This is a genomic window from Streptomyces californicus (assembly GCF_000717645.1).
Classification (GTDB): Bacteria; Actinomycetota; Actinomycetes; order Streptomycetales; family Streptomycetaceae; genus Streptomyces; species Streptomyces californicus.
The window spans coordinates 1-25,345 of record NZ_JNZZ01000046.1; the positions used below are offsets into that span (position 1 = coordinate 1).

At 70.0% G+C, this 25,345-nt stretch carries 17 protein-coding genes; 5 read left to right on the top strand and 12 right to left on the bottom strand.

Annotated elements, in window-relative coordinates; genetic code table 11:
• Positions 1-44: 44 nt before the first annotated feature.
• Together IF19_RS0133255 and IF19_RS0133260 are read left to right on the top strand one after the other, a co-directional pair.
• On the top strand, positions 45-995 hold the full coding sequence (locus IF19_RS0133255; protein WP_030119401.1) for an ABC transporter permease: 951 nt from the start codon (positions 45-47) through the stop codon (positions 993-995).
• The gene (locus IF19_RS0133260) at positions 988-1,791 is read left to right on the top strand and encodes an ABC transporter ATP-binding protein (RefSeq protein WP_030119400.1); all 804 of its coding nucleotides are present in this window, start codon (positions 988-990) and stop codon (positions 1,789-1,791) included. The genes IF19_RS0133255 and IF19_RS0133260 overlap by 8 nt, the downstream gene beginning before the upstream one ends.
• A gap of 70 nt (positions 1,792-1,861) precedes the next feature.
• Here IF19_RS0133260 and IF19_RS0133265 read toward each other — a convergent pair whose 3' ends face one another.
• From IF19_RS0133265 to IF19_RS0133275, 3 genes are all read right to left on the bottom strand, one after another.
• Positions 1,862-6,844: an NAD-glutamate dehydrogenase gene (locus IF19_RS0133265; RefSeq protein WP_030119399.1), complete on the bottom strand. Its 4,983-nt coding sequence runs from the start codon at positions 6,842-6,844 to the stop codon at positions 1,862-1,864.
• Positions 6,845-7,402: 558 nt separating this feature from the next.
• Positions 7,403-8,080 (bottom strand): HAD family hydrolase, encoded by a 678-nt coding sequence (locus tag IF19_RS0133270; protein WP_030119398.1) that lies wholly within the window; start codon positions 8,078-8,080, stop codon positions 7,403-7,405.
• A 37-nt stretch (positions 8,081-8,117) separates the two neighbouring features.
• Positions 8,118-8,624, bottom strand: coding sequence for a DUF6912 family protein (locus IF19_RS0133275; protein ID WP_030278027.1), 507 nt, complete (start codon positions 8,622-8,624; stop codon positions 8,118-8,120).
• A gap of 275 nt (positions 8,625-8,899) precedes the next feature.
• Here IF19_RS0133275 and IF19_RS0133280 point away from each other — a divergent pair, with 275 nt between their 5' ends.
• The gene (locus IF19_RS0133280) at positions 8,900-9,346 is read left to right on the top strand and encodes an Rv3235 family protein (RefSeq protein WP_030192954.1); all 447 of its coding nucleotides are present in this window, start codon (positions 8,900-8,902) and stop codon (positions 9,344-9,346) included.
• 65 nt (positions 9,347-9,411) lie between these two features.
• Here the strand turns inward: IF19_RS0133280 and secA are convergent, their stop codons facing one another.
• Positions 9,412-12,222: a preprotein translocase subunit SecA gene (gene secA, locus IF19_RS0133285; RefSeq protein WP_030278028.1), complete on the bottom strand. Its 2,811-nt coding sequence runs from the start codon at positions 12,220-12,222 to the stop codon at positions 9,412-9,414.
• A gap of 241 nt (positions 12,223-12,463) precedes the next feature.
• Here secA and IF19_RS0133290 point away from each other — a divergent pair, with 241 nt between their 5' ends.
• The gene (locus IF19_RS0133290; RefSeq protein ID WP_030119393.1) at positions 12,464-13,075 is read left to right on the top strand and encodes a GNAT family N-acetyltransferase; all 612 of its coding nucleotides are present in this window, start codon (positions 12,464-12,466) and stop codon (positions 13,073-13,075) included.
• A gap of 63 nt (positions 13,076-13,138) precedes the next feature.
• Positions 13,139-14,326 carry a winged helix-turn-helix domain-containing protein gene (locus IF19_RS0133295; protein WP_030122152.1) on the top strand — a complete coding sequence of 396 codons (1,188 nt, stop codon included), beginning with the start codon at positions 13,139-13,141 and terminating at the stop codon, positions 14,324-14,326.
• 106 nt (positions 14,327-14,432) lie between these two features.
• On the opposite strand, the gene IF19_RS0133300 is transcribed toward IF19_RS0133295, so the two are convergent.
• From IF19_RS0133300 to IF19_RS1000000137505, 8 genes are all read right to left on the bottom strand, one after another.
• Complete coding sequence (locus tag IF19_RS0133300; RefSeq protein ID WP_030119390.1) at positions 14,433-15,188, bottom strand: response regulator; 756 nt, start codon at positions 15,186-15,188, stop codon at positions 14,433-14,435.
• 185 nt (positions 15,189-15,373) lie between these two features.
• The gene (gene hpf, locus IF19_RS0133305) at positions 15,374-16,063 is read right to left on the bottom strand and encodes a ribosome hibernation-promoting factor, HPF/YfiA family (protein WP_030119389.1); all 690 of its coding nucleotides are present in this window, start codon (positions 16,061-16,063) and stop codon (positions 15,374-15,376) included.
• A 326-nt stretch (positions 16,064-16,389) separates the two neighbouring features.
• Entirely contained in the window at positions 16,390-17,148 is a 759-nt protein-coding gene (locus IF19_RS0133310) for a ComF family protein (protein WP_030278029.1), read from the bottom strand.
• A gap of 110 nt (positions 17,149-17,258) precedes the next feature.
• A complete protein-coding gene (locus IF19_RS0133315) occupies positions 17,259-19,085 on the bottom strand; it encodes an LpqB family beta-propeller domain-containing protein (protein ID WP_030278030.1) in 1,827 nt (608 codons plus the stop codon).
• A 28-nt stretch (positions 19,086-19,113) separates the two neighbouring features.
• Positions 19,114-21,162, bottom strand: coding sequence for an MtrAB system histidine kinase MtrB (gene mtrB / locus IF19_RS0133320; protein ID WP_032747166.1), 2,049 nt, complete (start codon positions 21,160-21,162; stop codon positions 19,114-19,116).
• Between the two features lies 1 nt (position 21,163).
• Positions 21,164-21,853: a two-component system response regulator MtrA gene (gene mtrA / locus IF19_RS0133325; protein WP_007448372.1), complete on the bottom strand. Its 690-nt coding sequence runs from the start codon at positions 21,851-21,853 to the stop codon at positions 21,164-21,166.
• A gap of 105 nt (positions 21,854-21,958) precedes the next feature.
• Positions 21,959-23,305, bottom strand: a complete 1,347-nt coding sequence (locus tag IF19_RS0133330) for an SRA domain-containing endonuclease (protein WP_030119384.1) — start codon at positions 23,303-23,305, stop codon at positions 21,959-21,961.
• 132 nt (positions 23,306-23,437) lie between these two features.
• Entirely contained in the window at positions 23,438-24,865 is a 1,428-nt protein-coding gene (locus IF19_RS1000000137505; RefSeq protein WP_136975163.1) for a hypothetical protein, read from the bottom strand.
• Between the last annotated feature and the right edge of the window lie 480 nt (positions 24,866-25,345).

Below are 25,345 nucleotides of genomic sequence, written 5' to 3' on the forward strand. Positions count from 1 at the left end.
CCCCCTCCCCCTCCCCCTTCCGCTTCCGTCGAAAGCGACAGTTCGTGGTGAGCCAGACAGCAGCCCCGCCGTCCCCGGCACCGTCTCCGGAGAGCGCCTCCGGCCCGGCCGTCCCCACCTACGCCCCCGGTGAGCTGGCGGCCCTCGCCGCCCGCCACGGCCTGAAGGTCAGCGGGGCGCGGCCGTCCCTGCCCGCGTACGTCCGGCAACTCTGGGGCCGGCGGCACTTCATCACGGCGTTCGCGACGGCCAAGCTGACGGCCCAGTACAGCCAGGCGAAGCTCGGCCAGATCTGGCAGATCATGACGCCGCTGCTGAACGCGACGGTCTACTACTTCATCTTCGGCGTCCTGATGAACACCAAGCACGGGGTGGAGGACTTCGTCCCGTTCCTGGTCACCGGGGTCTTCATCTGGACGTTCACCAGCAGCTCGATCACCGCGGGCACGCGGGCCATCAGCGGCAACATCGGGCTGGTGCGGGCCCTGCACTTCCCGCGCGCCTCGCTGCCGGTGGCGCTGGCCCTCCAGCAGCTCCAGCAACTGCTGTTCTCGCTGGGCGCGCTGGCCCTGATCCTGCTGGCCTTCGGCCAGTACCCCCGCCCGGCCTGGCTGCTGGCCGTCCCGGCGCTGGCGCTCCAGGCGCTGTTCAACACCGGGCTGTCGATGGCCATGGCCCGGCTGACGGCGAAGACCCCGGACATCGCCCAGCTGACCCCGTTCGTGCTGCGGACCTGGATGTACTCGTCCGGCGTGATGTGGAGCCTGGACCACCTGCTGGCCGGCGACCGGGTGCCGCGCGCGGTGCTGCTGGTGCTGGAGTACAACCCGGCGGCGCTCTTCATCAACCTGGTGCGGTACGCGCTCATCGACAGCTACACCTGGGACCAGCTGCCGCCCTTCGCCTGGGCCGCGGCGGCCGGCTGGGCGCTGCTGTGCGGCGTGGCGGGATTCGTGTACTTCTGGAAGGCCGAGGAGACGTACGGACGTGGCTGACGTCAAGGACACCCCCGAGGACCCGCGGGTCCCGACCGTCGTCGTCGACGACGTCCACATCACGTACACGGTCAACGGCGCGCGTACGGGCCGGGGCAGCGCGACCTCCGCGCTCAGCCGGCTCACCTCGCGCCGCGGCGCCCCCGGCGCCCGCACGGTGCACGCCGTGAAGGGGGTCAGCTTCGCCGCGTACAAGGGCGAGGCGATCGGCCTGATCGGCTCCAACGGTTCCGGCAAGTCCACCCTGCTCAAGGCGGTCGCGGGGCTGCTCCCGCCGACCCGGGGCACGGTGCACACCCAGGGCCAGCCGTCGCTGCTCGGCGTGAACGCGGCGCTGATGAGCGACCTGACCGGCGAGCGCAACGTCGTGCTGGGCGGGCTCGCCATGGGCATGACGCGCGCCCAGATCCGCGCACGCTACGACGAGATCGTCGACTTCTCCGGCATCAACGAGAAGGGCGACTTCATCACGCTGCCGATGCGCACGTACTCCTCGGGCATGGGCGCGCGCCTCCGCTTCTCCATCGCGGCGGCCAAGAGCCACGACGTGCTCCTGATCGACGAGGCCCTGTCCACGGGCGACGCGAAGTTCCAGCGCCGCAGCAAGGACCGCATCAAGGAGCTGCGCGCCGAGGCGGGCACGGTCTTCCTGGTCAGCCACAGCAACAAGTCGATCACCGAGACCTGCGACCGGGCACTGTGGCTGGAGGCGGGCACACTGCGGATGGACGGTCCGGCCGGGGACGTGGTGAAGGCGTACGAGGCGTTCACCCGGTCAAGCCGGCCCGGCGCCTGAGGACGAACCCCCACGCCGAGGGGCCGGCACCCACCGGGTGCCGGCCCCTCGGACGTACGACGACCGACGCCTAGGCGTGCGTACGCAGCAGCGTCCGCATCGTCCGCATGGCGACCGACAGGTTCGCCAGGTCGAACGCGTCGGACCCCTGGATCTCCTCCAGCGTGGAGCGCGAACGGGCCAGGATCGCCGCGTTCTTCTCCTCCCACGCCCGGAACCGCTCCTCCGGCGTGGCCGAGCCGTCGCCGACGCTGAGCACGTCCGACGTGAGCGCCGCGTGCGCCGCGTACAGGTCCTCGCGGATGGAGGCGCGGGCCATCGACTGCCAGCGGTCGTCGCGGGGCAGCTCGATGATCCGGTCCATGAGCTGGGTGATCCGCAGCCGGTCCGCGAGGTCGTAGTAGACCTCGGCGACCTCCAGCGGCTCCTTGCCCGTACGGTCGGCGATGGCCACGATGTCCAGCGCCGGGAAGGCCGAGGAGAACCCGGCGACCCGCACGGCCAGCTCGTCCGGCACCCCGACGGCCGTCAGCTCGTCCAGGATCGAGTGGTACCAGTCGAGGTCCGCGCCCTTGAGCAGCTTGGGCAGCTCGTCCCAGACCCGCGCCACGCCGTCCCGGAAGCTCTCGATGGTCTCCGCGATGGCGACGGGCTGCGGCCGGTTGCCCAGCAGCCAGCGCGAACCGCGCTCCACCAGCCGCCGCGAGTGCAGCCGGATCCGGGTCTGCACGTCGGCCGCGACCTTGTTGTCGAGCGCCTCGACCGCGTCCCACACCTGGGAGAGGCCGAAGATCTCACGGGCGGTGTACTGGGCCCGCACGATCTCCTCGATCGACGCCCCGGTCTCCTCCCGCAGCCGGTGCAGGAAGGTCGAACCGGCGGTGTTCACCGTGTCGTTGACCAGGACCGTCGTGATGATCTCGCGGCGCAGCGCGTGCCCGTCGACCGCCTCGGGGAACCGCTCGCGCAGCTCGCTCGGGAAGTAGGCGTGGACCAGCTTCTGCAGGTGCGGGTCGTCGGGGAGGACGGTGGAGATCAGCTCGTCCGCCGCCGTGATCTTCGTGTAGGCGATCAGGACGGCCAGTTCGGGCTGGGTGAGTCCCTTGCCGTTGCTCAGCAGCTCCCGGATGTGCCGGTCGGCGGGCAGGAACTCCAGCGCCCGGTCGAGCGAGCCGTCGCGCTCCAGACGGCGCATGAAGCGCTGCTGGGCGTGGAGCAGGGACGGGGCCTGGGCGGAGGCGTTGGAGAGCGCGACGTTCTGCGCGTAGTTGTTGCGCAGGACGAGCGCGCCGACCTCGTCGGTCATGTCGGCGAGCAGCTTGTTGCGCTGCTTGACGGTCATGTCGCCGTCCCGGACCAGACCGTTGAGCAGGATCTTGATGTTCACCTCGTGGTCGGAGGTGTCCACACCGGCGCTGTTGTCGATCGCGTCGGTGTTGATCCGGCCGCCGGAGCGGGCGAACTCGATCCGGCCGAGCTGGGTCGCGCCGAGGTTGCCGCCCTCGCCGACGACCTTGGCCCGCAGGTCCTCGCCGTTGACGCGGATCGCGTCGTTGGCCTTGTCGCCGACGTCGGCGTTCGACTCGGCGACGGCCTTGATGTACGTGCCGATGCCGCCGTTCCACACCAGGTCCACGGGGGACTTGAGGATGGCCTGCATCAGGTCGGCGGGCGTCATCTTGCTCACCGACGCGTCGATGCCGAGCGCCTCGCGGATGTGCGTGTTGAGCGGGATCGACTTGGCGCTGCGCGGGTGGACGCCGCCGCCCGCCGAGAGCAGGCCGGTGTCGTAGTCGGCCCAGGAGCTGCGCGGCAGGTCGAACAGGCGGCGCCGCTCGGCGTACGAGGTGGCGGCGTCCGGGTTCGGGTCGATGAAGATGTGCCGGTGGTCGAAGGCGGCGACCAGGCGGATGTGCTCGGAGAGCAGCATGCCGTTGCCGAACACGTCGCCGGACATGTCGCCGACCCCGACGACGGTGAAGTCCTCGGTCTGGGTGTCGTGGCCCAGCTCCCGGAAGTGCCGCTTGACGGACTCCCAGGCGCCGCGGGCGGTGATGCCCATGCCCTTGTGGTCGTAGCCGGCCGAACCGCCGGAGGCGAACGCGTCGCCGAGCCAGAAGCCGTACGCGACGGCGACCTCGTTGGCGATGTCGGAGAAGCTCGCGGTGCCCTTGTCGGCGGCGACGACGAGGTAGGTGTCGTCCTCGTCGTGCCGGACGACGTCGGCGGGCGGCACGACCTCGCCGGCCACCATGTTGTCGGTGATGTCCAGCAGCGCCGAGATGAACGTGCGGTACGCGGCGATGCCCTCGGCGAACCAGGCGTCCCGGTCCGCGGACGGGTCCGGGAGCTGCTTGGCGACGAAGCCGCCCTTGGCGCCGACCGGCACGATGACGGTGTTCTTCACCATCTGCGCCTTGACCAGGCCGAGGACCTCCGTACGGAAGTCCTCACGCCGGTCCGACCAGCGCAGACCACCGCGGGCGACCTTGCCGAACCGCAGGTGGACGCCCTCCACGCGCGGCGAGTAGACCCAGATCTCGAACGCCGGTCGGGGCGCGGGCAGGTCCGGGATGGCCTGCGGGTCGAACTTCATCGAGACGTACGAGTGCGGGACGCCCTCGTCCGTCTTCTGGAAGAAGTTGGTGCGCAGCGTGGCCTTGATGACGGTGAGGAAGGAGCGCAGGATGCGGTCCTCGTCGAGCGAGGCGACCTGGTCCAGGGCCCCGTCCAGCTCCTCCAGGAGCCCGTCGGTCAGCTCGGTGCCGGCGCGCTGGCGGCCGGGCGACATGCGCGCCTCGAAGAGCGAGACGAGCAGCCGGGTGGTGTGGACGTTGTTGCGGAGCGTGGACTCCATGTAGTCCTGGCTGAACATCGCACCGGCCTGCCGCAGGTACTTCGCGTACGCGCGCAGCACCATGGCCTGCCGCCAGGTCAGCCCGGCGCCCAGGACCAGCGCGTTGAAGCCGTCGTTCTCCGCCTCGCCCTTCCAGACGGCGGCGAACGCCTCCTGGAAGCGGGTGCGGGCGTCGTCGGCGAGGTGGCCCCCGTTGCCGGTGACCACGGGCATCCGCAGCCCGAAGTCGTAGATCCAGGCGTGGGTGCGGTCGGCGCAGCGCAGTTCGTACGGCCGCTCGTCGACGACCTCGACGCCGAGCTGCTGGAGCGCGGGGAGGACGGCGGAGAGGGAGACCTGCTCGCCGGTCCGGTAGATCTTGAAGCGGCGCTCTCCGGGGCCCGCGCCGACGGGCTCGTACAGGCTGAGGGCGAAGTCCTTCTCGCCCTCCCGGAGGGTTTCGAGGTGGACCAGGTCGGAGACGGCTGCGCGCGGCGAGTGGTCGGCCTTGTAGCCCTCGGGGAAGGAGTGGCCGTACTGGCGCTGGAGTTCGGCGGCGCGCTCCTCGCCCAGCTCGGCGATGAGGGCTTCGCCGAACCCGTCGGCCCAGGAGCGGGCGGCCTCGACGAGGCGGGCCTCGATGCGGTCGGCGTCGGCGTCGGTGAGGTGCGGCAGCTCGGTGCCGACCGGGACGCGGACGACGAAATGCAGACGGGAGAGGATCGACTCCGTGTTCCAGGCGGTGAAGTCGACGCTGTTCCCGCCGAGCTCCTCCTTGAGGATGTCGATCAGCCGCAGGCGCACGCCGGTGGTGTAGCGGTCGCGCGGGAGGTAGACGATCGCGGAGTAGTAGCGGCCGTACTCGTCCTGGCGCAGGTAGAGCCGCAGTCGGCGGCGCTCCTGGAGGTAGAGCACGGAGGTCACGACGGAGCGGAGCTGGTCGACGGGCGTCTGGAACAGCTCGTCGCGCGGGTAGGTCTCCAGGATCTGGAGCAGGTCGCGCCCGTCGTGGCTGTTGTACGAGAACCCGGCGCCCTCGACGACCTCGGCGACCTTGCGGCGGATGACGGGCACCCGGCGCACGGACTCGGTGTAGGCGGCGGAGGAGAAGAGGCCGAGGAAGCGCCGCTCGCCGACGACGTTGCCCTTGGCGTCGAACTTCTTCACGCCGACGTAGTCGAGGTAGCTGGGGCGGTGCACGGTGGCCCGGCTGTTGGCCTTCGTCAGGACCAGGAGCTTGTGCTCGCGGGCCTTGGCGCGGGCGTCGGCGGGCAGCCGGTCGAAGGACGGGCTGACGGGGTGGGCCTCGTCCTCGCTGTGGTGCGGGTCGGAGCGCAGGATGCCGAGGCCGGTGCCGGGCACGGCGGCCAGGGCGTCGCTGTCCTTCAGCTCGTACTCGCGGTAGCCGAGGAAGGTGAAGTGGTCGGCGGCCAGCCAGCGCAGCAGCTCGCGGGCCTCCTCGACCTCCTCGTCGGCGAGGTCGTCGAGCGGTTCGCCGGGCAGGTCGTCGGCGATCCGCAGGGCGGCCTCGCGCATCTTCTGCCAGTCCTCGACGGCCTCGCGCACGTCGGACAGGACGCGGCGGAGGTCGGAGGTGATCTGCTGGAGGTCGGCGCGGTCGGTCTCGCGGTCGATCTCGACGTGGATCCAGGACTCGACGAGCGCGTCGTGCGGCAGCTCGCCCTTAGCGCCCGGCTTGGGAGTGCCGGGGCCGCCGGAGAGGACCTCGATCAGCTTGCCGGTCACGTCTCGGCGGACGGTGACCTGCGGGTGGATCACGACGTGGATGCCGCGGCCCTGCCGGGACAGCTCGTTGGTGACGGAGTCCACCAGGAAGGGCATGTCGTCGGTGACGACCTCGACGACGGAGTGGCTGCAGGTCCAGCCGTTCTCCTCGACGGTCGGGGTGTGCACCCGGACGTTCGCGGTGCCCTGCGGACGCTCCTCGGCCAGCCGGAAGTGCGAGGCGGCGGCGCCGAAGACGTCGACCGGGTCACGCCCGCCGAGGTCCTCCGGAGCCGTGTGCAGGTAGTAGCGCTGGAGGTAGGCGAGCACGGTGTCGCCACCGTCGCGGGCGCTCTCGTCGGCCCCGGCTGCGGCGATCCGCGCCCGGGGTGCACCTCCCGGGCCACCGACACCACCGCCCGGACCGTTTTCAGCTACCTTCGCGGCCCCTTCGAGCAGCTCGGCCTTGGCTTCGTCCAGCTTGGTCTGCATGTCCTCTGGCTCCTGTCGCGCGCCGTTGCGTGACGTAGGTGAGAAAAGCGGCGTACCGCCACGACGCGGGTTTTCCGGTCTGGGTCGACGCTATGCCGCTTCGAGAGATACCCAGGACCATAGTGGCCGTTTTCGGCAGTGGGTCCGGAGTGGGGAGATCGCGGATGGCCCGGGTGCTGTGGCACTCCGGGCGGTGGCCGGGGGCTTCACTGCCCCCGAGGCGTATCGCGCTGATCACGGCACCAGGCTATCGCTCCCTGACCCCATCCCGTCATGAGCTGCTTATGTACAAAAGAACCCCCCGAACTTTGACACTCCGGACAGTGCGCGATGCCCCCTCACCGGATCTCGTGCCCCACCGGCCGCCCGGCACTCCCCACCGCACGCCTGTCGGCGCTCCCCGCCACACACCGGTCCGACACCCACTCGCCCACGCCGGTCCGACCCTCCCCGCCGCACGCCGGTCGGCGCTCCCCCTCACCGCGCGCCCGTCCGTCGCCGCCCCGCCGCGCGCCGCTCCGTCGCCCACTCGCCGACGCGTCCACGCTCCGCCAGCCGCTACCCGGCGAAGGTCTCCGCCAGCGCGACCGCCTCCGCCAGGCTGTCCACCACCGGCACCCCCGCGCCCTCCAGGCTGCGCCGGCTGTGCGACCCCCCGGTGTACAGCACCGCCCGCGCCCCCACGTGCGCCGCCGCCACCGCGTCGTCGAGCGCGTCCCCGATGACCACCGCGTTCTCCGGGGCGATCCCGTCCACCCCGGCCAGCGCCTCGAAATGCCGTTCCATGTGGAGCGCCTTGCTCCCGCCCGACGGCCCCCGGCGCCCCTCGACGCGGACGAACCTCGGCTCGATCCCGTACCCCCGCACCACCGGCACCAGCTGCTCGTGCCCGTACATGCTCAGCAGCGACTGGCTGCGCCCGGCCCGCTGCCAGCCGCGCAGCAGCTCCTCGGCGCCGGCGGTGAGCCCGCAGGCCGTCCGCTGCTCGGCGTAGTACCGGTGGAAGACGCCGTCCATCCGCTCCCACTCGGCCTCGGTCGGCAGCCGGCCCAGGAACCGCTCGTAGAACCGGGGTATGGGGATGGTGTACATCTCCCGGTACCGCTCCGGCGTGATCGGCTCCAGCTCGACCTCCGCGAACGCGGCGTTCGTCGCCCGGACGACGGCGTACGTGTCGTCGAGCAGGGTGCCGTTCCAGTCCCAGACCAGATGTGTGCGCGTCGTCCCCGAAGTCATGCGTCGACCGTACCCGGCGGGTACGACAACGCGGCCCTCAGCCGATGAGCTGCGGGATCTCCTGGACGCCGAACCAGAGCAGCTCGTGGTCCTCGGCCCCGTCCACGGTGAACCGGGCGTCGTCGTCGCCGAGGTCGGCCGCGCCCAGGGCGGCGGCCGCGGCGGCCACGTCCTTCTCCGCGTCGTCCGCGTCCACGTGCACCGCCGCCGCCTTGGCCAGCGGCAGGGCGGCGGCGATCCGCACCTCGCCGAGGGAGGCCGCGCTCAGCCCCTGGTCGGGGTCGGCGACGGCCGCCCCGTCCGGTACGTCGACGGCGACGACGACCCGGCGGCGCGCCTCGTCCGGCGTTCCGGCGATCATCCGGAGCGAGGCGGCGGCGGCCCGGTTGAGCGCCGCGTACTCCAGCTCCTCGATGTCGTCGGAGGCGTACCACTCGCGCAGCCCGGGGGTCACCGCGTAGGCGGTCAGCGGGCCGGGGCCGAGCTCGCCCGCACCGTGCGCCGCTGCGAGACCGGAGAGGGTCAGGGGGACGTACACGCGCATGGCAGGCCGCTTTCGTAGGGGGAGACGTCCTCAGGATACGTGGGGGCCGTCCCCTTTCGGGTTTCGGCAACCGGGGGCGTCCGTTAACGCCCGGCGCCCCGTCACCCCCGCCGTCGCCCTTGCCCCACAGGGGCCACGCCACGGATAGGTGAATCCGCGCGGGAGCGTTCGGCGCCCGAAGGCCGCTTGCGGGGCTGACGACCCCGCCCGTAGAAGATCCCCAACAAAAGTTACCGCCCGGTACCGCCGGGCCCGCTCAACGGGGGCGATGGATCATGAGCACGGACAGGACGAGGCCCGCCGGCCGACGCGACCAGCGCGGGCCCCGGTCGGTACCTCCGCAGCGGTCCCGGCAGCCGCTGCCCCACCGGCCGCAGCGGCCGCACCAGTGGTTCGCCGAGCGGCTGCTCGCCGTCCTGAGCGGCCAGCGCCCGGTGCACTGGATGCTCGGACACACCGTCGGCGAGGCATACGACCAGCTCGCCGAACTGGCCCCCAGCACCCCGCTGGGAGCCGCCCGGGGCAGCCGCCCGGTCCTCCGCCACTGCCGCGGGGCGCAGCCCGTCACCGGGGTGGTCGAGGCGTTCGCCAGCATCGTCGCGGGCGACCGGGTCCGGGCGATGGCCTTCCGTCTGGAGCAGGGCTCCGACCAGCGGTGGCGCTGCGCCGCCGTGGAGCTGGGCGGCGAGCGCCTCACCGCGGCGGCCCCGGGACGGCGGTGAGCCGGAGAACGCGGCGGGGGCCGGGCACCCGAAGGTGTCCGGCCCCCGCCGGGGTGCCGCGACCGCTACTTCTTGCGGCGGCGGCCACCGCCGCCGGCGCTCTTCTGCGCCTTGCGGCGCTCCGCACGCGTCATGCCGTCGGCGGACCGGGTGGCGCCGGTGGCCTCCTCGTTGGCGAAGTCGCCCTCGACGACACCGCCCTCGCCGTCCACCGTGGGGGCGGAGAAGTGGAGGCGGTCCGGCCGCTGCGGGGCCTCCAGGCCCTTGGCACGGATCTGCGGGGCCGTCTGCTTCTCCAGCGAGGGACGCTCCGCGCCGTCCTGCACCGGAACCTCCTCGACCTGCTGCTCGACCTGGACCTCCAGGTTGAACAGGTAGCCGACGGACTCCTCCTTGATGCCCTCCATCATGGCGTTGAACATGTCGAAGCCCTCGCGCTGGTACTCCACCAGCGGGTCCTTCTGGGCCATCGCCCGCAGGCCGATGCCCTCCTGGAGGTAGTCCATCTCGTAGAGGTGCTCGCGCCACTTGCGGTCGAGCACCGAGAGGACGACGCGTCGCTCCAGCTCACGCATGATGTCGGAGCCGAGGGTGTTCTCGCGCTCCTCGTACTGCTCGTGGATGTCGTTCTTGATCGACTCGGCGATGAAGTCGGCGGTCACGCCCGCCAGGTCTCCGGCCGCCTCCTCCAGCTCCTCGACGGTGACCTTCACCGGGTAGAGCTGCTTGAAGGCGCCCCACAGCCGGTCCAGGTCCCACTCCTCGGCGAAGCCCTCGGCGGTCTCCTGCCGGATGTAGTCGTCGATCGTGTCGTCCATGAAGTGCCGGATCTGGTCCTGGAGGTCCTCGCCCTCCAGGACGCGGCGGCGCTCGCCGTAGATGACCTCGCGCTGCCGGTTGAGCACCTCGTCGTACTTCAGGACGTTCTTGCGCGTCTCGAAGTTCTGCTGCTCGACCTGCGACTGGGCGGAGGCGATGGCGCGGGTGACCATCTTGTTCTCGATCGGGACGTCGTCCGGGACGTTCGCCATCGACATGACGCGCTCGACCATCTGGGCCTTGAACAGACGCATCAGATCGTCGCCCAGCGAGAGGTAGAACCGGGACTCGCCCGGGTCGCCCTGACGGCCGGAACGACCGCGCAGCTGGTTGTCGATACGGCGCGACTCGTGGCGCTCGGTGCCGAGCACGTAGAGCCCGCCGAGCTCCTTGACCTCTTCGAACTCCGCCTTCACGGCCTGCTCGGCCGCCTCCAGCGCGGCGGGCAGCGCGGCGGCCCACTCCTCGACGTTCTCCACCGGGTCGAGACCGCGCTGGCGCAGCTCCGCCTCGGCGAGGTCGTCGGGGTTGCCGCCGAGCTTGATGTCGGTGCCTCGTCCGGCCATGTTCGTGGCGACGGTGACGGCGCCCTTGCGGCCCGCCTGGGCGACGATCGTCGCCTCCCGGTCGTGCTGCTTGGCGTTGAGCACCTCGTGCTGGACACCGCGCTTGGAGAGCTGCTGCGAGAGGTACTCGGACTTCTCGACCGAGGTGGTGCCGACCAGGATCGGCTGGCCCTTCTCGTGCTTCTCGGCGATGTCGTCGACGACCGCGGCGAACTTGGCGACCTCGGTGCGGTAGATCAGGTCCGACTGGTCGGCGCGGACCATAGGCCGGTTCGTCGGGATCGGCACCACGCCGAGCTTGTAGATCTGGTGGAACTCGGCGGCCTCGGTCATCGCCGTACCGGTCATGCCGGAGAGCTTGTCGTAGAGGCGGAAGAAGTTCTGCAGGGTGATCGTGGCGAGGGTCTGGTTCTCGTCCTTGATGTCCACCCCTTCCTTCGCCTCGATCGCCTGGTGCATGCCCTCGTTGTAGCGGCGGCCGGCGAGGATACGGCCGGTGTGCTCGTCGACGATCATGACTTCGCCGTCGATGACGACGTAGTCCTTGTCCTTCTTGAACAGTTCCTTCGCCTTGATGGCGTTGTTCAGATAACCGACGAGCGGGGTGTTGACCGACTCGTAGAGGTTGTCGATGCCGAGCCAGTCCTCGACCTTGGCGACGCCGGCCTCGTGGATGGCCACGGTCCGCTTCTTCTCGTCGACCTCGTAGTCGCCGGTCTCCTCGATGCCCTTGAGCTGGTTGCCCGCCTCGCCCTTGGTGAGACGCGTGACCAGCTTGGCGAAGTCGCCGTACCACTTGGTGGCCTGGTCGGCCGGGCCGGAGATGATCAGCGGCGTACGGGCCTCGTCCACGAGGATCGAGTCGACCTCGTCGACCACGGCGAAGTTGTGGCCGCGCTGGACGAGCTCGTCCTTGGACCACGCCATGTTGTCGCGCAGGTAGTCGAAGCCGAACTCGTTGTTCGTGCCGTACGTGATGTCGCAGCCGTACTGCTCACGGCGCTGGGCCGGAGTCATGTTGGCGATGATGCAACCGACGGACAGACCGAGGAACTTGTGGACCCGGCCCGTGAGCTCGGAGTCACGCTCGGCGAGGTAGTCGTTGACCGTGATCAGGTGCACGCCCTTGCCGGAGAGCGCGTTCAGATACGCGGGCAGGGTGCCGACGAGGGTCTTGCCCTCACCGGTCTTCATCTCGGCCACGTAACCGAGGTGCAGGGCGGCTCCGCCCATCATCTGCACGTCGTAGTGGCGCTGTCCGAGAACGCGCTTGGCGGCCTCACGGACCGTGGCGAACGCTTCGGGAAGCAGGTCGTCCAGGCTCTCGCCGTCCGCGTACCGTTCCTTGTACTCGTCGGTGAGCGCCCGCAGCTCGGCGTCGGAGAGGTTGACGAAGTCCTCTTCGATGGAGCTGACCTGGTCCGCGATGCGGTGCAGTTTGCGCAGGATCTTGCCTTCGCCTGCACGCATGAGCTTGTTGAAGACGGACACTGAGGCTGGTCTCCTTGCCGGTCGGGCCTGGCACTGGGTCGTGTGATGGACTCTGGCGCGGGCACGGCAGGTGGGCCCCACCGCAACGGCCATCGTAAGCGAGGACACCACCGCGTCGGGAGGGCTGCTGTCGCGTGGACCTCGCCGCCCCCTTCCCTGAACAACGGTCCGGACACGCGGAAGGTGCCGGAAAGCCGCAAAAGTGCTCGCACCGCCGGAGCGGGCTCACGAGAATCGGTCCATGGAGCCGATCACCCTCACCACCCAGCGCCTGCTCCTGCGGCCCTTCGGCCCGCAGGACACCTTCCGGGTGCACGCCGCCTGCCAGGACCCGGACATCCAGCGCTGGACGGTGATCCCCTCCCCCTACCGCCTCACGGACGCGGAACTGTTCACCACGCGGCTCGCCCCGGCGGGCTGGAGCGACGATTCCGCCTACGGCTTCGCCCTGGTCCTGCGGGAGAGCGACGCGCTCGTCGGGGCGCTCTCCGTCGACCGCCGCAGCCGGCCGGGGACGTACGAGGTGGGCTACTGGTCCGCCCCGGAGCACCGGGGCCGGGGCTACGTCACGGAGGCGGTGCTCACCGCCGCCCGCTGGGCCTTCACCTCGCTCGGCGCGGAACGGCTGGAGTGGCGGGCGGAGACCGGCAACGTCGCCTCCCGGGCGGTCGCCCTGCGGGCCGGGTTCCGGCTGGAGGGCGAACAGCGGTCCGGGCTGCTGAACAAGGGCGTCCGGCGCGACGCCTGGACGGCGGCCCTGCTCCCGTCCGACCTGGGGCTGGCCGGAACCCATCCCTACCTCCCGGGGCGGCGGACGGCCCTGCCCGCCGGCCCCCCGGACGCCGCGCGGTGACCGCGGGGCCGGAGACCGGAATCCGGGGCCGGGCTGTCAGTGGCGGCGTCTAGGGTTCGACGTATGACGCCTGTGCCTCCTCCCGCAGTCGAACTCTCCGCCGACCAGGCCCGCCGCATCGCCCTGCGCGCCCAGGGGTTCCTGGGGGCCCCGGACCGCCGGGCGGGGGTGCCGGGGGTGCTGCGCCACCTCGGCGCGGTCCAGCTGGACACCATCTCGGTGCTGGCCCGCTCGCACGAGCTGATCCCGTACGCGCGGCTCGGCGCGGTGGGCCGCCGCACGGTGGAGGACGCCTACTGGTCGGGCGGCCGCGCCTTCGAGTACTGGTCGCACGCCGCGTGCATCCTGCCCGTCGAGGAGTGGCCGCACTTCGCGTTCCGCCGCCGCGCCTACCGCTCCCGCCCGCACTGGGGGCACGACCTGCCCGACGGCGTGTACGACACGGTGATCAAGCAGCTGCGCGACGAGGGCCCGCTGACGGCGACCGAGCTGGGCGGCGCGAAGAACGGCGGCGAGTGGTGGGACTGGTCGGCGTCCAAGGTCGCCGTCGAGCGGGCCCTGATGTACGGCGAGGTGGTCTGCACCGAGCGGCGCGGCTGGAAGCGGATCTACGACCTGGCCGAGCGTGCCATTCCGGACGCCCTGCTCCACGACGACCTGAGCGACGCCGAGTGCCGACGGCGGCTGGTGGCCCTGGCCGGCCGGGCCCTGGGGGTCGGCACGCGCGCCGACATCGCGGACTACCACCGGCTCAGGGGCGAGGAGTTCGACGCGGTGGTGGCGGACTCGGGGCTGGTCCCGGTCGAGGTGGAGGGCTGGGCGAAGCCCGCTTGGGCCGACCCGGAGGCGCTGGCCGGGGAGGTGCGCGGACGCCACCGGACGACGCTGCTGTCCCCGTTCGACTCCCTGATCTGGGAGCGCGCGCGTACGGAGCGGATCTTCGGCTTCACGCACCGGCTGGAGGCGTACGTGCCCAAGCAGAAGCGGATCCACGGGTACTTCGCGATGCCGCTGCTGGCGGGCGGGAAGCTCCAGGGCCGGGTCGACCCGGCGCGCGAGGGCACCACGCTGGTGGCCAGGCAGGCGTCTCTGGCGGGCCCGAAGGCGGTGGCCCCGATGGCGGAGGCGCTGGTGGAGGCGGCGGCCTGGGTGGGCTGCACGGAGATCCGGGTCGACCGGGTGGACGCCCCGGAGCTGCGCGAGCCGCTCAGGGCGGAGATCGGCCACGCCCTGCGGCGCGCCCACCGCTGACGCCGGGCGCGCAGCGGGTCCGCGGTGGCCGTCCGTGGTCACCGCGCGCCGGCCGCCTCGCCATGGGCCGGAGCGGCGGACACGGGGCGCCCGCCACCCGCTCCCCTTACCTGATCTCGAGAATCTTCTCGCGCATGGCGTAGACCACGGCTTCCATCCGGGAGTGCAGCTGCAGTTTCTCCAGGATATTGCGGACGTGGTTCTTCACCGTGTTCTCGGAAATGAACAACTCCTTGGCGATATCACGGTTGTTCATACCGGTCGCCACGAGTTTCAGCACTTCCAGCTCGCGGTCGGTGAGCCGGGGCGCCGGAACGAGCCGTCGTTCGTCGGTGCGCTGGATCATCGATTTGAACTCGGTGAGCAGCTTGGACGCCATCGACGGGCTGATCTGCGACTGCCCGTCGGCGACCGCGCGAATGGCGGTGGCGACCTCGTCGGTGGAAATCTCCTTGAGGAGGTAGCCGGTCGCGCCCGCCTTGATCGCCTCGTAGAGGTCGGCCTCCTCATCGCTGATCGTCAGCATGATGATCTTCGCGCTGGGGGCCACCTCCTTGATGGCCGTGCACGCCTCGATGCCGCCGCGCTTGGGCATCCGCACATCCATCAGCACGATGTCGGGCAGCAGATCGGCCGCCTTGTCGACCGCCTCCGAGCCGTCCCCGGCCTCACCGACGACCTGGATGTCCTCCTCCTGAGCGAGGACGATCTCCAACCCCCGGCGGAAGAGCGCGTGGTCGTCGACCACGAGGACCCTGATGGGCTCCTTGCGCGGGACGCCGTCCGCGTCGGCTCCGGCATACGCGCCGGTGTCGGCGTCGGGCCCGTCAGCCCCGCGCACGGGCCCGAAGGTGTCCGCCATCGTTCCTCCCCCTGAAGGCCACGGCCTGAGATATCGGTCGTTCGCCAACGGCGGCCCGCGGAACACCGATTGGCTCGGGCCGCCATGATTCCATGCCCGGACCCCGGCCCGGTGGCGCTGCGCCCGCGCGGTGGTGCCCGCGATGGCGTGAAAACGCCACCGCGGGCACCACCGGCGATCGGGCCTCAGCCGCCGAGCGCCCCGCCCGCGCCGCCGGCTTCGTCCGCGGCGAGTGGGTCGGTCCTCAGGTGGATGACGCCGTAGTCGTACGCGTGTCGCCGGTAGACGACGCTGGGCTCCTTGGTCTCGGAGTCGACGAACAAGTAGAAGTCGTGACCGACCAGTTCCATCTCGTAGAGCGCCTGGTCGAGCGACATGGGTGCGGCGGTGTGGGTCTTCTCGCGCATCACGAGAGGCCCTTCGCCCTGCACTTCGAGCGAGCCGATCCTCGTGGTGGGGACGGGCGCCGGCGACTGGTCGCCGACCAGCTCGCCGTCCTCGTCGAACGAGGCGACACCGGGGACCACGTCCCCGACCTCGGCGGCCGACAGACGGCCGTTGCCCCGTCGGCTGTAGCGCTTGTCGTGCTGCTTGCGCAGCCGGGCCTCCAGCTTTCCGGTGGCCAGATCGAGCGCTGCGTAAGGGTCGCCCGCCGCCGCCTCCGCCCGGATGACCGGCCCCCGCGAGCGAAGCGTGATCTCCACCCGGTCGGAACGGTCGGCCTGACGGGGATTCGGCTCCTTGGACACCTCGACGTCGAGGCTGATCACCTTGCCGTCGAACTTCTGGATCTTGTCCAGCTTCAGCTTCTCGGCCACGTGCTTGCGGAACCGCTCGGGCACCTCGGTCTTGCGGCCCTTGACGACGATGTCCACGCAGAACTCCGTTCCCGGATCGCTCCGCTCAGCGGCGGAGCATCTCCCTTTTGCACCAGGCCCCGGAGATCACCAGGGCCTTCGGACTCGGTGGCTTTCGCCTCCTCCTCCCCCGCCGGAGGTCTGTCAATCCCACCGGCTTGTGCGCTTCTCCTACGGTGAGTTACCTGCCCGAAACCTCTTGGTGCATTCGTCGAGGTCCGGCATTCACCGTTCCTCACCTCCGAACATAGCCTGCGCGGCCGGGTCTCGGCACCCGCTACTGGCGCGTACCTCCGTTCAGGGGGTATTGCCCTCTCTTTACCTGCAACGTCGCAGGTTCCCCGTCAGTTCCGGTTTATTTCGAAGGCGGACGGAGAAGCCGCTACGACCGCCGCCCGGCACACCTCGCGCGCGGAGGGCTCGCGGACCCCGACCGCCGCCTCCCGCAGGGCGCGGGCCGCCTCCGCCAGCGTCGATCCGGTCGTCAACAGATCGTCGACCAGGATCACCCGGCGGTGATGGAGCGAGCCCTGTCCGGAGGACCGCTGCCGCAGGAGTGCGCGTCCCCCGGCGGTGACCCCCAGCGCACCGGACAGGTTCGCCCGTCGCTGCGGGGCCCTCAGGCCCGCCTGATCGGCGACCGCGCGGCGCTGCCGCAGCAGCGGGACCACCTGGGCGGGCAGACCGCCGCGCCGCAGGTCCCGCGCGGCCGCGGCGGCGATCCGGCGCACCGGGTCATGGCCGCGCGCCGCGGTCGCGGAACGGGCGGAGGGGACCGGGACCAGCAGCAGGGGGCCCGGGCCGTCCGGTCGCCCCGCCACAGCCCGTACGCCACCCGCCAGCGCCCGGCCGAGCGCACCCGCCAACCCGAGTGCCCCTCGTTCCTTGTGGGCCAGCAGAACCGCGCGTACGGCGTTCCCGTACGGTGCCGCCGCGTACACCGCAGGAAGGCCCGGCGGCCGGGGCGCGGGCCGGGCCGGGCGGGCCGGGCCGCCGTGCAGCGCGGCCGCACAGACCGGACACAGGTCGGTGCGCGGTCTGCCGCAGCCGGCGCAGGCCACCGGCAGGAGCAGACCGGACAGCTCCCGCCACCCGTGCCGCATGCCCCCACTGTGGCGGTCCGGCCACGACCGGACCACCCCTGTGGAAAACCCCGGGCCGGGACGTCGGCCTCCGTGGACCGACGGCCCTTGTCCGCGCCCGTCCCGGCCGGTCAGCCGGGGTAGACCAGCGACGTGCCCTGCTTGAGGACCGTCTGCCAGTTGTCCCCCGGCGAGAGCTTCACGATGCCGTCGCCCTCGGTCTCCGCCATCAGCGGAAGCAGCTCGTCGTCGGCCGCGGCGACCGACTGGACCTGGTTCACCCCGGGCAGCGCACCGGAGCCCGAGGTGGAGCCGTCCGCCTGCACGTACCGCACCTGCTGGACGCCGCCCTCCTCCTTGCCGACCACCACGAGCCGGCTCCGCCCCGACCAGGAGATGGCGGTCACGTCCGTGAGCTGGGGCGCGGCCTGACGCAGATCCTCGACCGAGATCTTGGGGACCACCGAGGAACCCCGGCGCTCGACCCGGCCGATGTTGAGCGTCGTCCGGCCGTCCTTCGTCAGCAGCAGGGCTATCCGCACGCCGTCCGCGGACATCCTGAGCGCCTCGATGCGTGCGCCGTCCAGGCCCGGCACCCGGACCTCCTGCGGCTCGCCCGTCCCGCCGGCCAGCCGCAGCAGCCGGGGCCCCGCCGGATTCCGGTCGGCGACCCACAGGTCGCCGCGCCCGTCCCAGCTCGGCGGCGACAGCCGGTCGGCGGCCTTCTTCGCCGTGCTGGTGACCAGGGGCGCCACCAGCTCGCCGTCCGCCTCCAGCGAGGACACGTAGAGGCTCTGCCCCTGCGCGGAGACCGCGGCGGCCCGTTCCTCGTCCCGCGCCACTCCGACCGACCCCATCGGGACGGTGCCCGTACCCAGCGGCCCGGTCACCGGTTCGGTCCCGTCGGTGGCGCCGAGGATCCGCTCCACCTGGCCCTTGTCGTTGATGAAGTACTGGCTGTCGGCCCCGTCCGAGCCGTTGTCGGCGGAGAAGCCCGAGGCGTCGTCGGCGTCGAGCGCGCAGAGCGAGCCCTTCCCGCCCTCCAACTCCACCCGTTCGACCCTCGCCGAGGTCAGGTCGCGGAGCGTGTAGAGCACCTGGGCGGCCATCATCCGGCAGGCGCTGCGGCCCACCTTGTCGGCCTTACCGTTGAGCGGCACCTTCAGGACGTTCTGGTCGTCCGGCGCCAGCGCGGTGACCCCCTTGCGCAGGGCCGTCCCCTCCGGGAAGCGCGAGTCGGCCACGGGCCTCAACCAGTTCGTCGGCCCGGCGAGCAGGGTGCGGACGGTCTGTGTCGCGGTGTCCATCCGCGTGACCGGATCCGTGCGGTTGCGTACGTAGACGGGGTCCGCGACCAGCGTCGGCCGGCCGTCGGTAAGGCCGGTGGCGAAGAAGTACTTGTTCACCGAGCGGTAGAGGCGCCTGAAGTCGGACTGGCCGAGGACCAGACCGTCCGGCACGACGTCGATGCGCCACTCCTCCTTGCCCTCCGCCACGTTCTCCCGCACCAGATGGAGGGTCTGGGAGTAGTCGGTGGGGGCGAGCGGCCGGTACGAGCTCTGCGCGTCGATCTCCGCCACCTTCTCGCCGGTCAGCGTGTAGGTGGTCTCCTTGTCCCGGGCGGCGCGGTTGGCCTCGTCGTGGAGCAGGGGGCCGCTGCGGTTGGGCGCCTGGGCGAGCACCGTGGTGCCGCCGCCCGGCCGCCAGGTGCCCCGGGCGTCGGCGCTCAGGTACTTCCGGGTGGTCGCGAACGCGGGATCGTCGCTGGTCATCGACTCCAGGAAGCCGTCGACGATCTCGCTGGGCGGCGCGCCCTCCCGAGGCGCCACCGCGTACACCTGAACCTGGGAGTCCCCGGGCTGCGAGGCGTCGACCGCCTTGACGTCCCCGCTCACCGGCATCGAGCCGCAGCCGGCCAGCACGATGACGCCGCAGCCGAGCAGCGCGGAGATCCGCACCGCCCTGCCCCGGACGCCCGGACGGCGGTCAGTACCCACGCGTGGTGTCCTCCTGTTCGGACCGGTCGGCCTGCTGTGTGCCCGAGCCCGCACGCCCGCCCGGGCGCTCCGGGGCGGGGCGCGCGACGACGCGTGCCCCGTTGCCGGGCAGTGCGGCGGGGTGCACCGAGGCGGGGGCGGCGTGGTGGGCGGCCGGACCGCGCGGCGGCACGGGCAGCGGCGAACGCTCACCGGCCCCGCCCTGGGCCGGAACCGACGTCAGCCGCTGGTCGTCCGAGGCGCCCGCCCCGGCCTCGTGGCGCTCCCGCTCGTCCCGGTTGCGCCGGGAGTCCTCGGGCTCCAGCGGTATCGGCGAACCTCGCAGGGGCTCGTCCGCCGTACGCGGCAGGGTCAGCCGGAACTGCGAGCCGCCGCCCGGCTCGCCCCACGCCTGGAGCCAGCCGCCGTGCAGCCGGGCGTCCTCGACGGCGATGGAGAGGCCGAGCCCCGTCCCGCCGGTGGTCCGGGCACGTGCCGGGTCGGCCCGCCAGAACCGGTTGAAGACCCGGGTCGCCTCGCCGGGCTTGAGCCCGACACCGTAGTCGCGCACCGCCACGGCGACCGCGCCCTGGGCCACCCCCATCCGCACGACGACGTCCCGGCCCTCGCCGTGCTCGACGGCGTTGACCACGAGGTTGCGCAGGACCCGCTCGACGCGGCGGGCGTCGGCCTCGGCTATCACCGGCTGGTCGTCACCCACGACACGGATCCGGGTGCCCTTGCGCTCGGCGAGCGGCTCGGCGCCGCCGATCACCCGGCGCACCACGGTCCGCAGGTCTATCGGCTCAGCCTCCAAGGCGGCCGCGCCCGCGTCGAAGCGGCTGATCTCCAGCAGATCGGCGAGCAGCGACTCGAACCGGTCGAGCTGGTCGCCCAGCAGCTCGGCGGAGCGCGCGGTGACGGGGTCGAAGTCGGCGCGCGCCTCGTGGATGACGTCGGCGGCCATCCTGACGGTGGTGAGCGGGGTCCGCAGCTCGTGCGAGACGTCGGAGACGAACCGCCGCTGCATCCGGGAGAGCTCCTCCAGCTGCTGGATCTTCAGCTGAAGGTTCTGGGCCATCTTGTTGAAGGCTTCGCCGAGCCGGGCGATGTCGTCCTCGCCGGTGACCTTCATCCGCTCCTGGAGCCTGCCCGCGGAGAGCCGTTCGGCGATGCCCGCCGCCATCCGTACCGGGGTGACGACCTGGCGCACCACGAACCAGGCGATCGCCCCGAGCAGCACGACGACGAACAGCCCGGCGGTGGCCAGGGTCGTCTTGACCAGCGTCAGGGACTTCTCCTCCTGCGTGAGCGGGAAGAGGTAGTAGAGCTCGTAGGGCTGCTGGTCGATGTCGTAGAGCCGCTTGCCGACGACGAGCCCCGGCTGCGACTCCTTGCCGTACGAGTACCGGATCAGGGAGTACGTCTGGAACGCGCCCTGCCCCTCGCCCACGTTCCGCCGCAACCGCTCGGGCACGCTGGACGCCTCGACACTGCCCGAACCGCGCGCCGCCCGGCTGCTCGCCCCCTCGGAGACCGAGTCGACGCTGAGCGCCACCACGTTGAACGCGTTCTTGCCGCCACTGGCGAGCTGGTCGACGAGCTCGGTGCGCCAGGAGGTCGTACCGGTCACGCCGTCGGTGCGCTCGCTGCCCTGTCCTTCGGGCACGAGCGGGGCGTTGGCCTTCTCCTGGGCCGCGGCGAAACCACCGGCGGCCTGGGTCTGGGCGGCCTTGCTCTTCGCGTCGAGGAGGCCGTTGCGCACCTGCCCGATGACGACGAAACCGAGCAGCAGCACGACCACGACCGACATGAGCAGCGTGCCCGCGACGACGCGCAACTGCAGGTTGCGCCGCCACAGCCGGACGGCGGGCAGCAGGGGACGGCGCACCCACCGCATCAGCAGGCGCGGAACGGGCCCGCCGGGCGTCCGGTCCTCGAACAGCCGGCCGCCCTTCAGGAAACGGCTCATACGTGGCGCCTTCCGCCCCGGGCCGACAGCCCGCTCCGTACGGACTCCCGGCTCGCCGGGCCCCGGAGCGGTACTGCCTCGGGGCATCTCAGCTCGGTCCGGCCTTGTAGCCGACGCCTCGGACCGTCACCACGATCTCCGGCCGCTCCGGGTCCTTCTCGACCTTGGAGCGCAGACGCTGGACATGCACATTCACCAGGCGGGTGTCGGCCGCGTGGCGGTAACCCCACACCTGTTCCAGCAGGACCTCACGGGTGAAGACCTGCCACGGCTTACGGGCGAGCGCGACCAGCAGGTCGAACTCCAGCGGAGTGAGGGCGATGGACTGCCCTTCCCGCTTCACGGAGTGGCCGGCCACGTCGATGACCAGGTCACCGATGGTCAGCTGCTCCGGGGCGGGCTCTTCGGACCGCCGCAGACGTGCCCTGATCCGGGCGACCAACTCCTTGGGTTTGAACGGCTTGACGATGTAGTCGTCGGCACCCGATTCCAGGCCGACCACGACATCGACGGTGTCGCTCTTGGCGGTGAGCATGACGATCGGCACACCGGACTCGGCCCTGATCAGCCTGCACACCTCGATGCCGTCCCTTCCGGGCAGCATGAGGTCGAGCAGCACCAGGTCCGGCTTGGCCTCACGAAATGCGGCCAGTGCCTTGTCGCCGTCCGCTACGAACGACGGCTCGAAACCTTCTCCACGCAACACGATGCCGAGCATCTCGGCCAGTGCGGTGTCGTCGTCGACGACAAGGACGCGTCCCTTCATAATCGACATCATCCCATTCTCGTAACGGCGGCGAAGATCCAGGTGAGGGAGCTCACTGACCTGTGACGATAGTCGTATGAGGCCACTACTGTCTGCCGTCGTCCGCCGACGTTGATGTCAGCCATGGATGTCAGGCTCGCTCGCGCGGAACGCTGACTCCTCCTCGCCCGGCCACGCAAGCGTCACGCCAACCCGCTGGCACAGGTCGATCCACCGCCGCTCAGACGGCTCGCGCTCCACCCACAGGACCGCGGAAATCTCCGGCGCCCTCTCGCGGAGCTGATCTTGATAGTCAAGGACCTGGCCAAGCCCCGCACGAAGCTGACGGGCCTCGTTCGACGGTGTCAGCGACTTGACCTCGCACACGGTCAAGCGGCCCTCATCCGTCTGCCAGGCAAGATCGAAGTCGGGATCGGAGACATCAGGCGACAGCGCAACGTACCCGCGGCTCTGCGCTTCGGCGGCCAGCAGGTTTTGGAGCCTCCGGTGGGTCGACAGGTTGCGTCCCACGAGGTCGGGATCCGGTGTGCTCGGGACGACCGGTGCCGGCGCGACGGTTTCGTCTGGTGCCACGTAGTCCTGCCCGATCTTGACCTCGGGCGCGGTGATGGTGGCCTTGATCGGCACCATGTGAAAGCGGATGACCTTCCGGAGCCCCCCGCCGCCAGTGGCCGGCGCCTCGTCCTCCGTGTAGGGCTCCTCGGCGTCGAGCGTCCACTCACCGAGGTAGCGCACCGTTCCGCGAGCCCCGTCGAACAGACGCAGACGCTTGCCGGTCTGGCTGTGCTCCAGGATCGCCCTGTTGCCCCGGATCATCTTCTGGTTGCCGGTCTGGCCTTCGCCGGTGTAGTGGAAGGTCCCGTCCTCGTTCCAGGTGTCGAAGTAGCCGTGCTGGTGTCCCGAGCTCGCCGCGGTGAAAATCAAGATGTTGTCCGAGGTGCCGCAAGGGGAGATGCCGTTCTGGCTGCTCCCCCCGTACTGCGCGTGGAGATCGACCCTGCGGATCTCGTCCCCCGGAACGAGGTCCCAATCTGGGTCCGCACCCTCCGACACGTCGATGGCGTCGCGAACCGCGCGCCACTCTTCATCGGTCAGCCGGTGAGGGCTGCCGGCGAACGGCTGCTTCTTGATCGTGGCGTTGGCCATGCGCGGATCATCGAAGAGCCGCTGCTTCGGGACTCGCAGGTCCAACCACCTGTCGACCACCAACGGGACAAAGTGCCGCGGCCCGGGATCCTCGGCCCAGTAACGGAGGTCAGGCTGTCCGTACTCGGCTGCCCCGGTGAAGTGGCCGTAGGCGACCACACCAGCGTTCTGGCCGCCCACCCACAACACGAACTCGTCGCCGGCTGCCACCTCGCCCACGAAGCGCACGACGGTCCACGAGTCCAGGACGTGACCGTCCCGGCGGTGCCCGTCAAGGTCGAACTTCTTCGGGTTGCAGCTCAGAAGCCAGGTAGCCATGTATCCCCCAGGACACTTCGTTGGTCTGAGTACCCTAGGCGGCTGCACTGACATCGCTCGCGGTGAGGGCAGTACAGCTGGACGTGACTCCGTTAGATCATTTCCACAGAGGAGTCTCGATCGGCGCTCTCTCTATTCGTTATCTTCTTTCGCTACGGGCCTGCGTGGAATTCTTTTCGCAACCTTCTTCGTCGCCTTTTTCGCGGCAACCGCTTTTTTCGAACCACTAGCCGCCTGCTTTCGGGCGACCAGCGAGGGGAGTTCGTCGTGGAGTTCTGCGTAGGCAGGATGCAGGGCCACCTCCACCAGAGCCAGCTTTCCGCCGGAAATCAAATCTTCCACAACCTTAATGGCCTCTTCCTTCTCACCGAGGAGCACAGCCTTATAGTGGGAGAATTCCTCGGAGAGTCCACTAATATCCCACTCTGTCACTTCTTTATGCACCCGATCAACGTCACCCATACCCTTACGTGCAACCCAGTTCAGCATTTGAGCACGCAGCTGCGAGGCTCTATTCAATTTACCAGAGAGCAGGTAAGAAGTAATCGCCGTAGATGCGACCCACGCTTTTCGGCGCACTGCCGCATCGGCATTGAAGAGAAGGCCTTGATTTAGCTCATCAGACGCTTCCTTGTTCAATCGCCTACCGATCTCCGCAACCAGGATCATCCCCAAAGCCAAAATGTTCTGGACGGCCTTAGAGAAATAATCAGAATCGATCTTAAGCTGCGCACCAAGCTTCAGATCCGTTTGCGCAACACCGGCCTGCACAAGGGAAGAGATATACATGCGGTTCACTACGCCGCCATTATGAACAACAATATTTCGTCGAGCAAAAACTTCACGCGTGCTCTTCCAGTCGACAGGGAGCGCCGCCATTGAGACTCCCTTTACCGCTCTCGAAAGCCACTTGTCCCAACCATCCACACTATCCCTCATGAGCGCGGAAACGCGCCGCTCCACAAGGAATTGACGAGCATCCTCAAGCGACTCGAAGTCACCCAACTGCTGCAGTGAGAAAGTGTAGTCAGAGTCATTAAGAGCCGACTTATTCACACCATAGATCTCCTCCGCCAGCTTCCCGAAGAGGACCTCGAAATTGGAAACAGCCGTTACCAACAGAGACTTTCTCAAAGTGTCATTATCGGCTACTGGCGCCCCAGTTGCCACATCGTGGACTAGTTGGATGAATGCAGCGGAAACATTTGAGCTGCGAACAGAAAAGGATGCACCGGATTCCTTCTTAATGGATCCATCATCCTCGGACTGATCTCCCCCTCGCTCGACCTTCTTGAGCGCTACCCCCAATTCTTTAACCATCCAGACCAGTACCTCGCCAAACTCTTTTCCCTCCTCTTCATCTAGCAAGTTGAAAAGCCGAGAGATTGGATTCTCTTTAGATTCCCCGAGGGTCCTGCCCATCTGCGGGATCAGAGAATCGCTGATGTGCAGAAGGGAGAACATCTGAATTGCAAAACCGTCGGAGATGCCCCTCCACTTAGAGGTAACCGGAGGCTTCCCAACGCCCAGCAGGCTGGAAATGTTCTCGACGGATTCCACAGTTCCCCCATTCGAAGAAATATCGGGCTTGCATACTGCCACAAAGTGGGGCCTGCGGGTGAGGTTTCAGCCAACCCAGCACTCGCCCCGGCTCCCATCCCGTCCGCCTTCGACCCACACGTCGTGGAGCGGCCGTGGTTCAGGGCGTCAAGGTGGAGCGCGCCACTGTACGAACGACCTTGACGCCCTGGGCCGCGGCTGCTCGGCTCTGCCTGGGTCGAAGGTGGTCGGGATGGGAGCCCCCACGACGCTCGCCCCGCTCCGGCCGGCACTCGCGATCGGCGCCCCTCCCATCCCGGAGTCTGAGCGCCCCCGCCGGAGGCATCGTCTTGAAGCCGCGGGCTTGGTTCTCGTCTCATGCCCTTTGGGCCTATCCACTGCGGGCGCGCGTCGGCGGCGGCAGCGCCGAGCGGGCCGAAGGCAGGAGCGCGGGCGCAGCCAGAGCCGGGAAGCGCGCCCGGCGGAGCGGAGCGCAGCCGG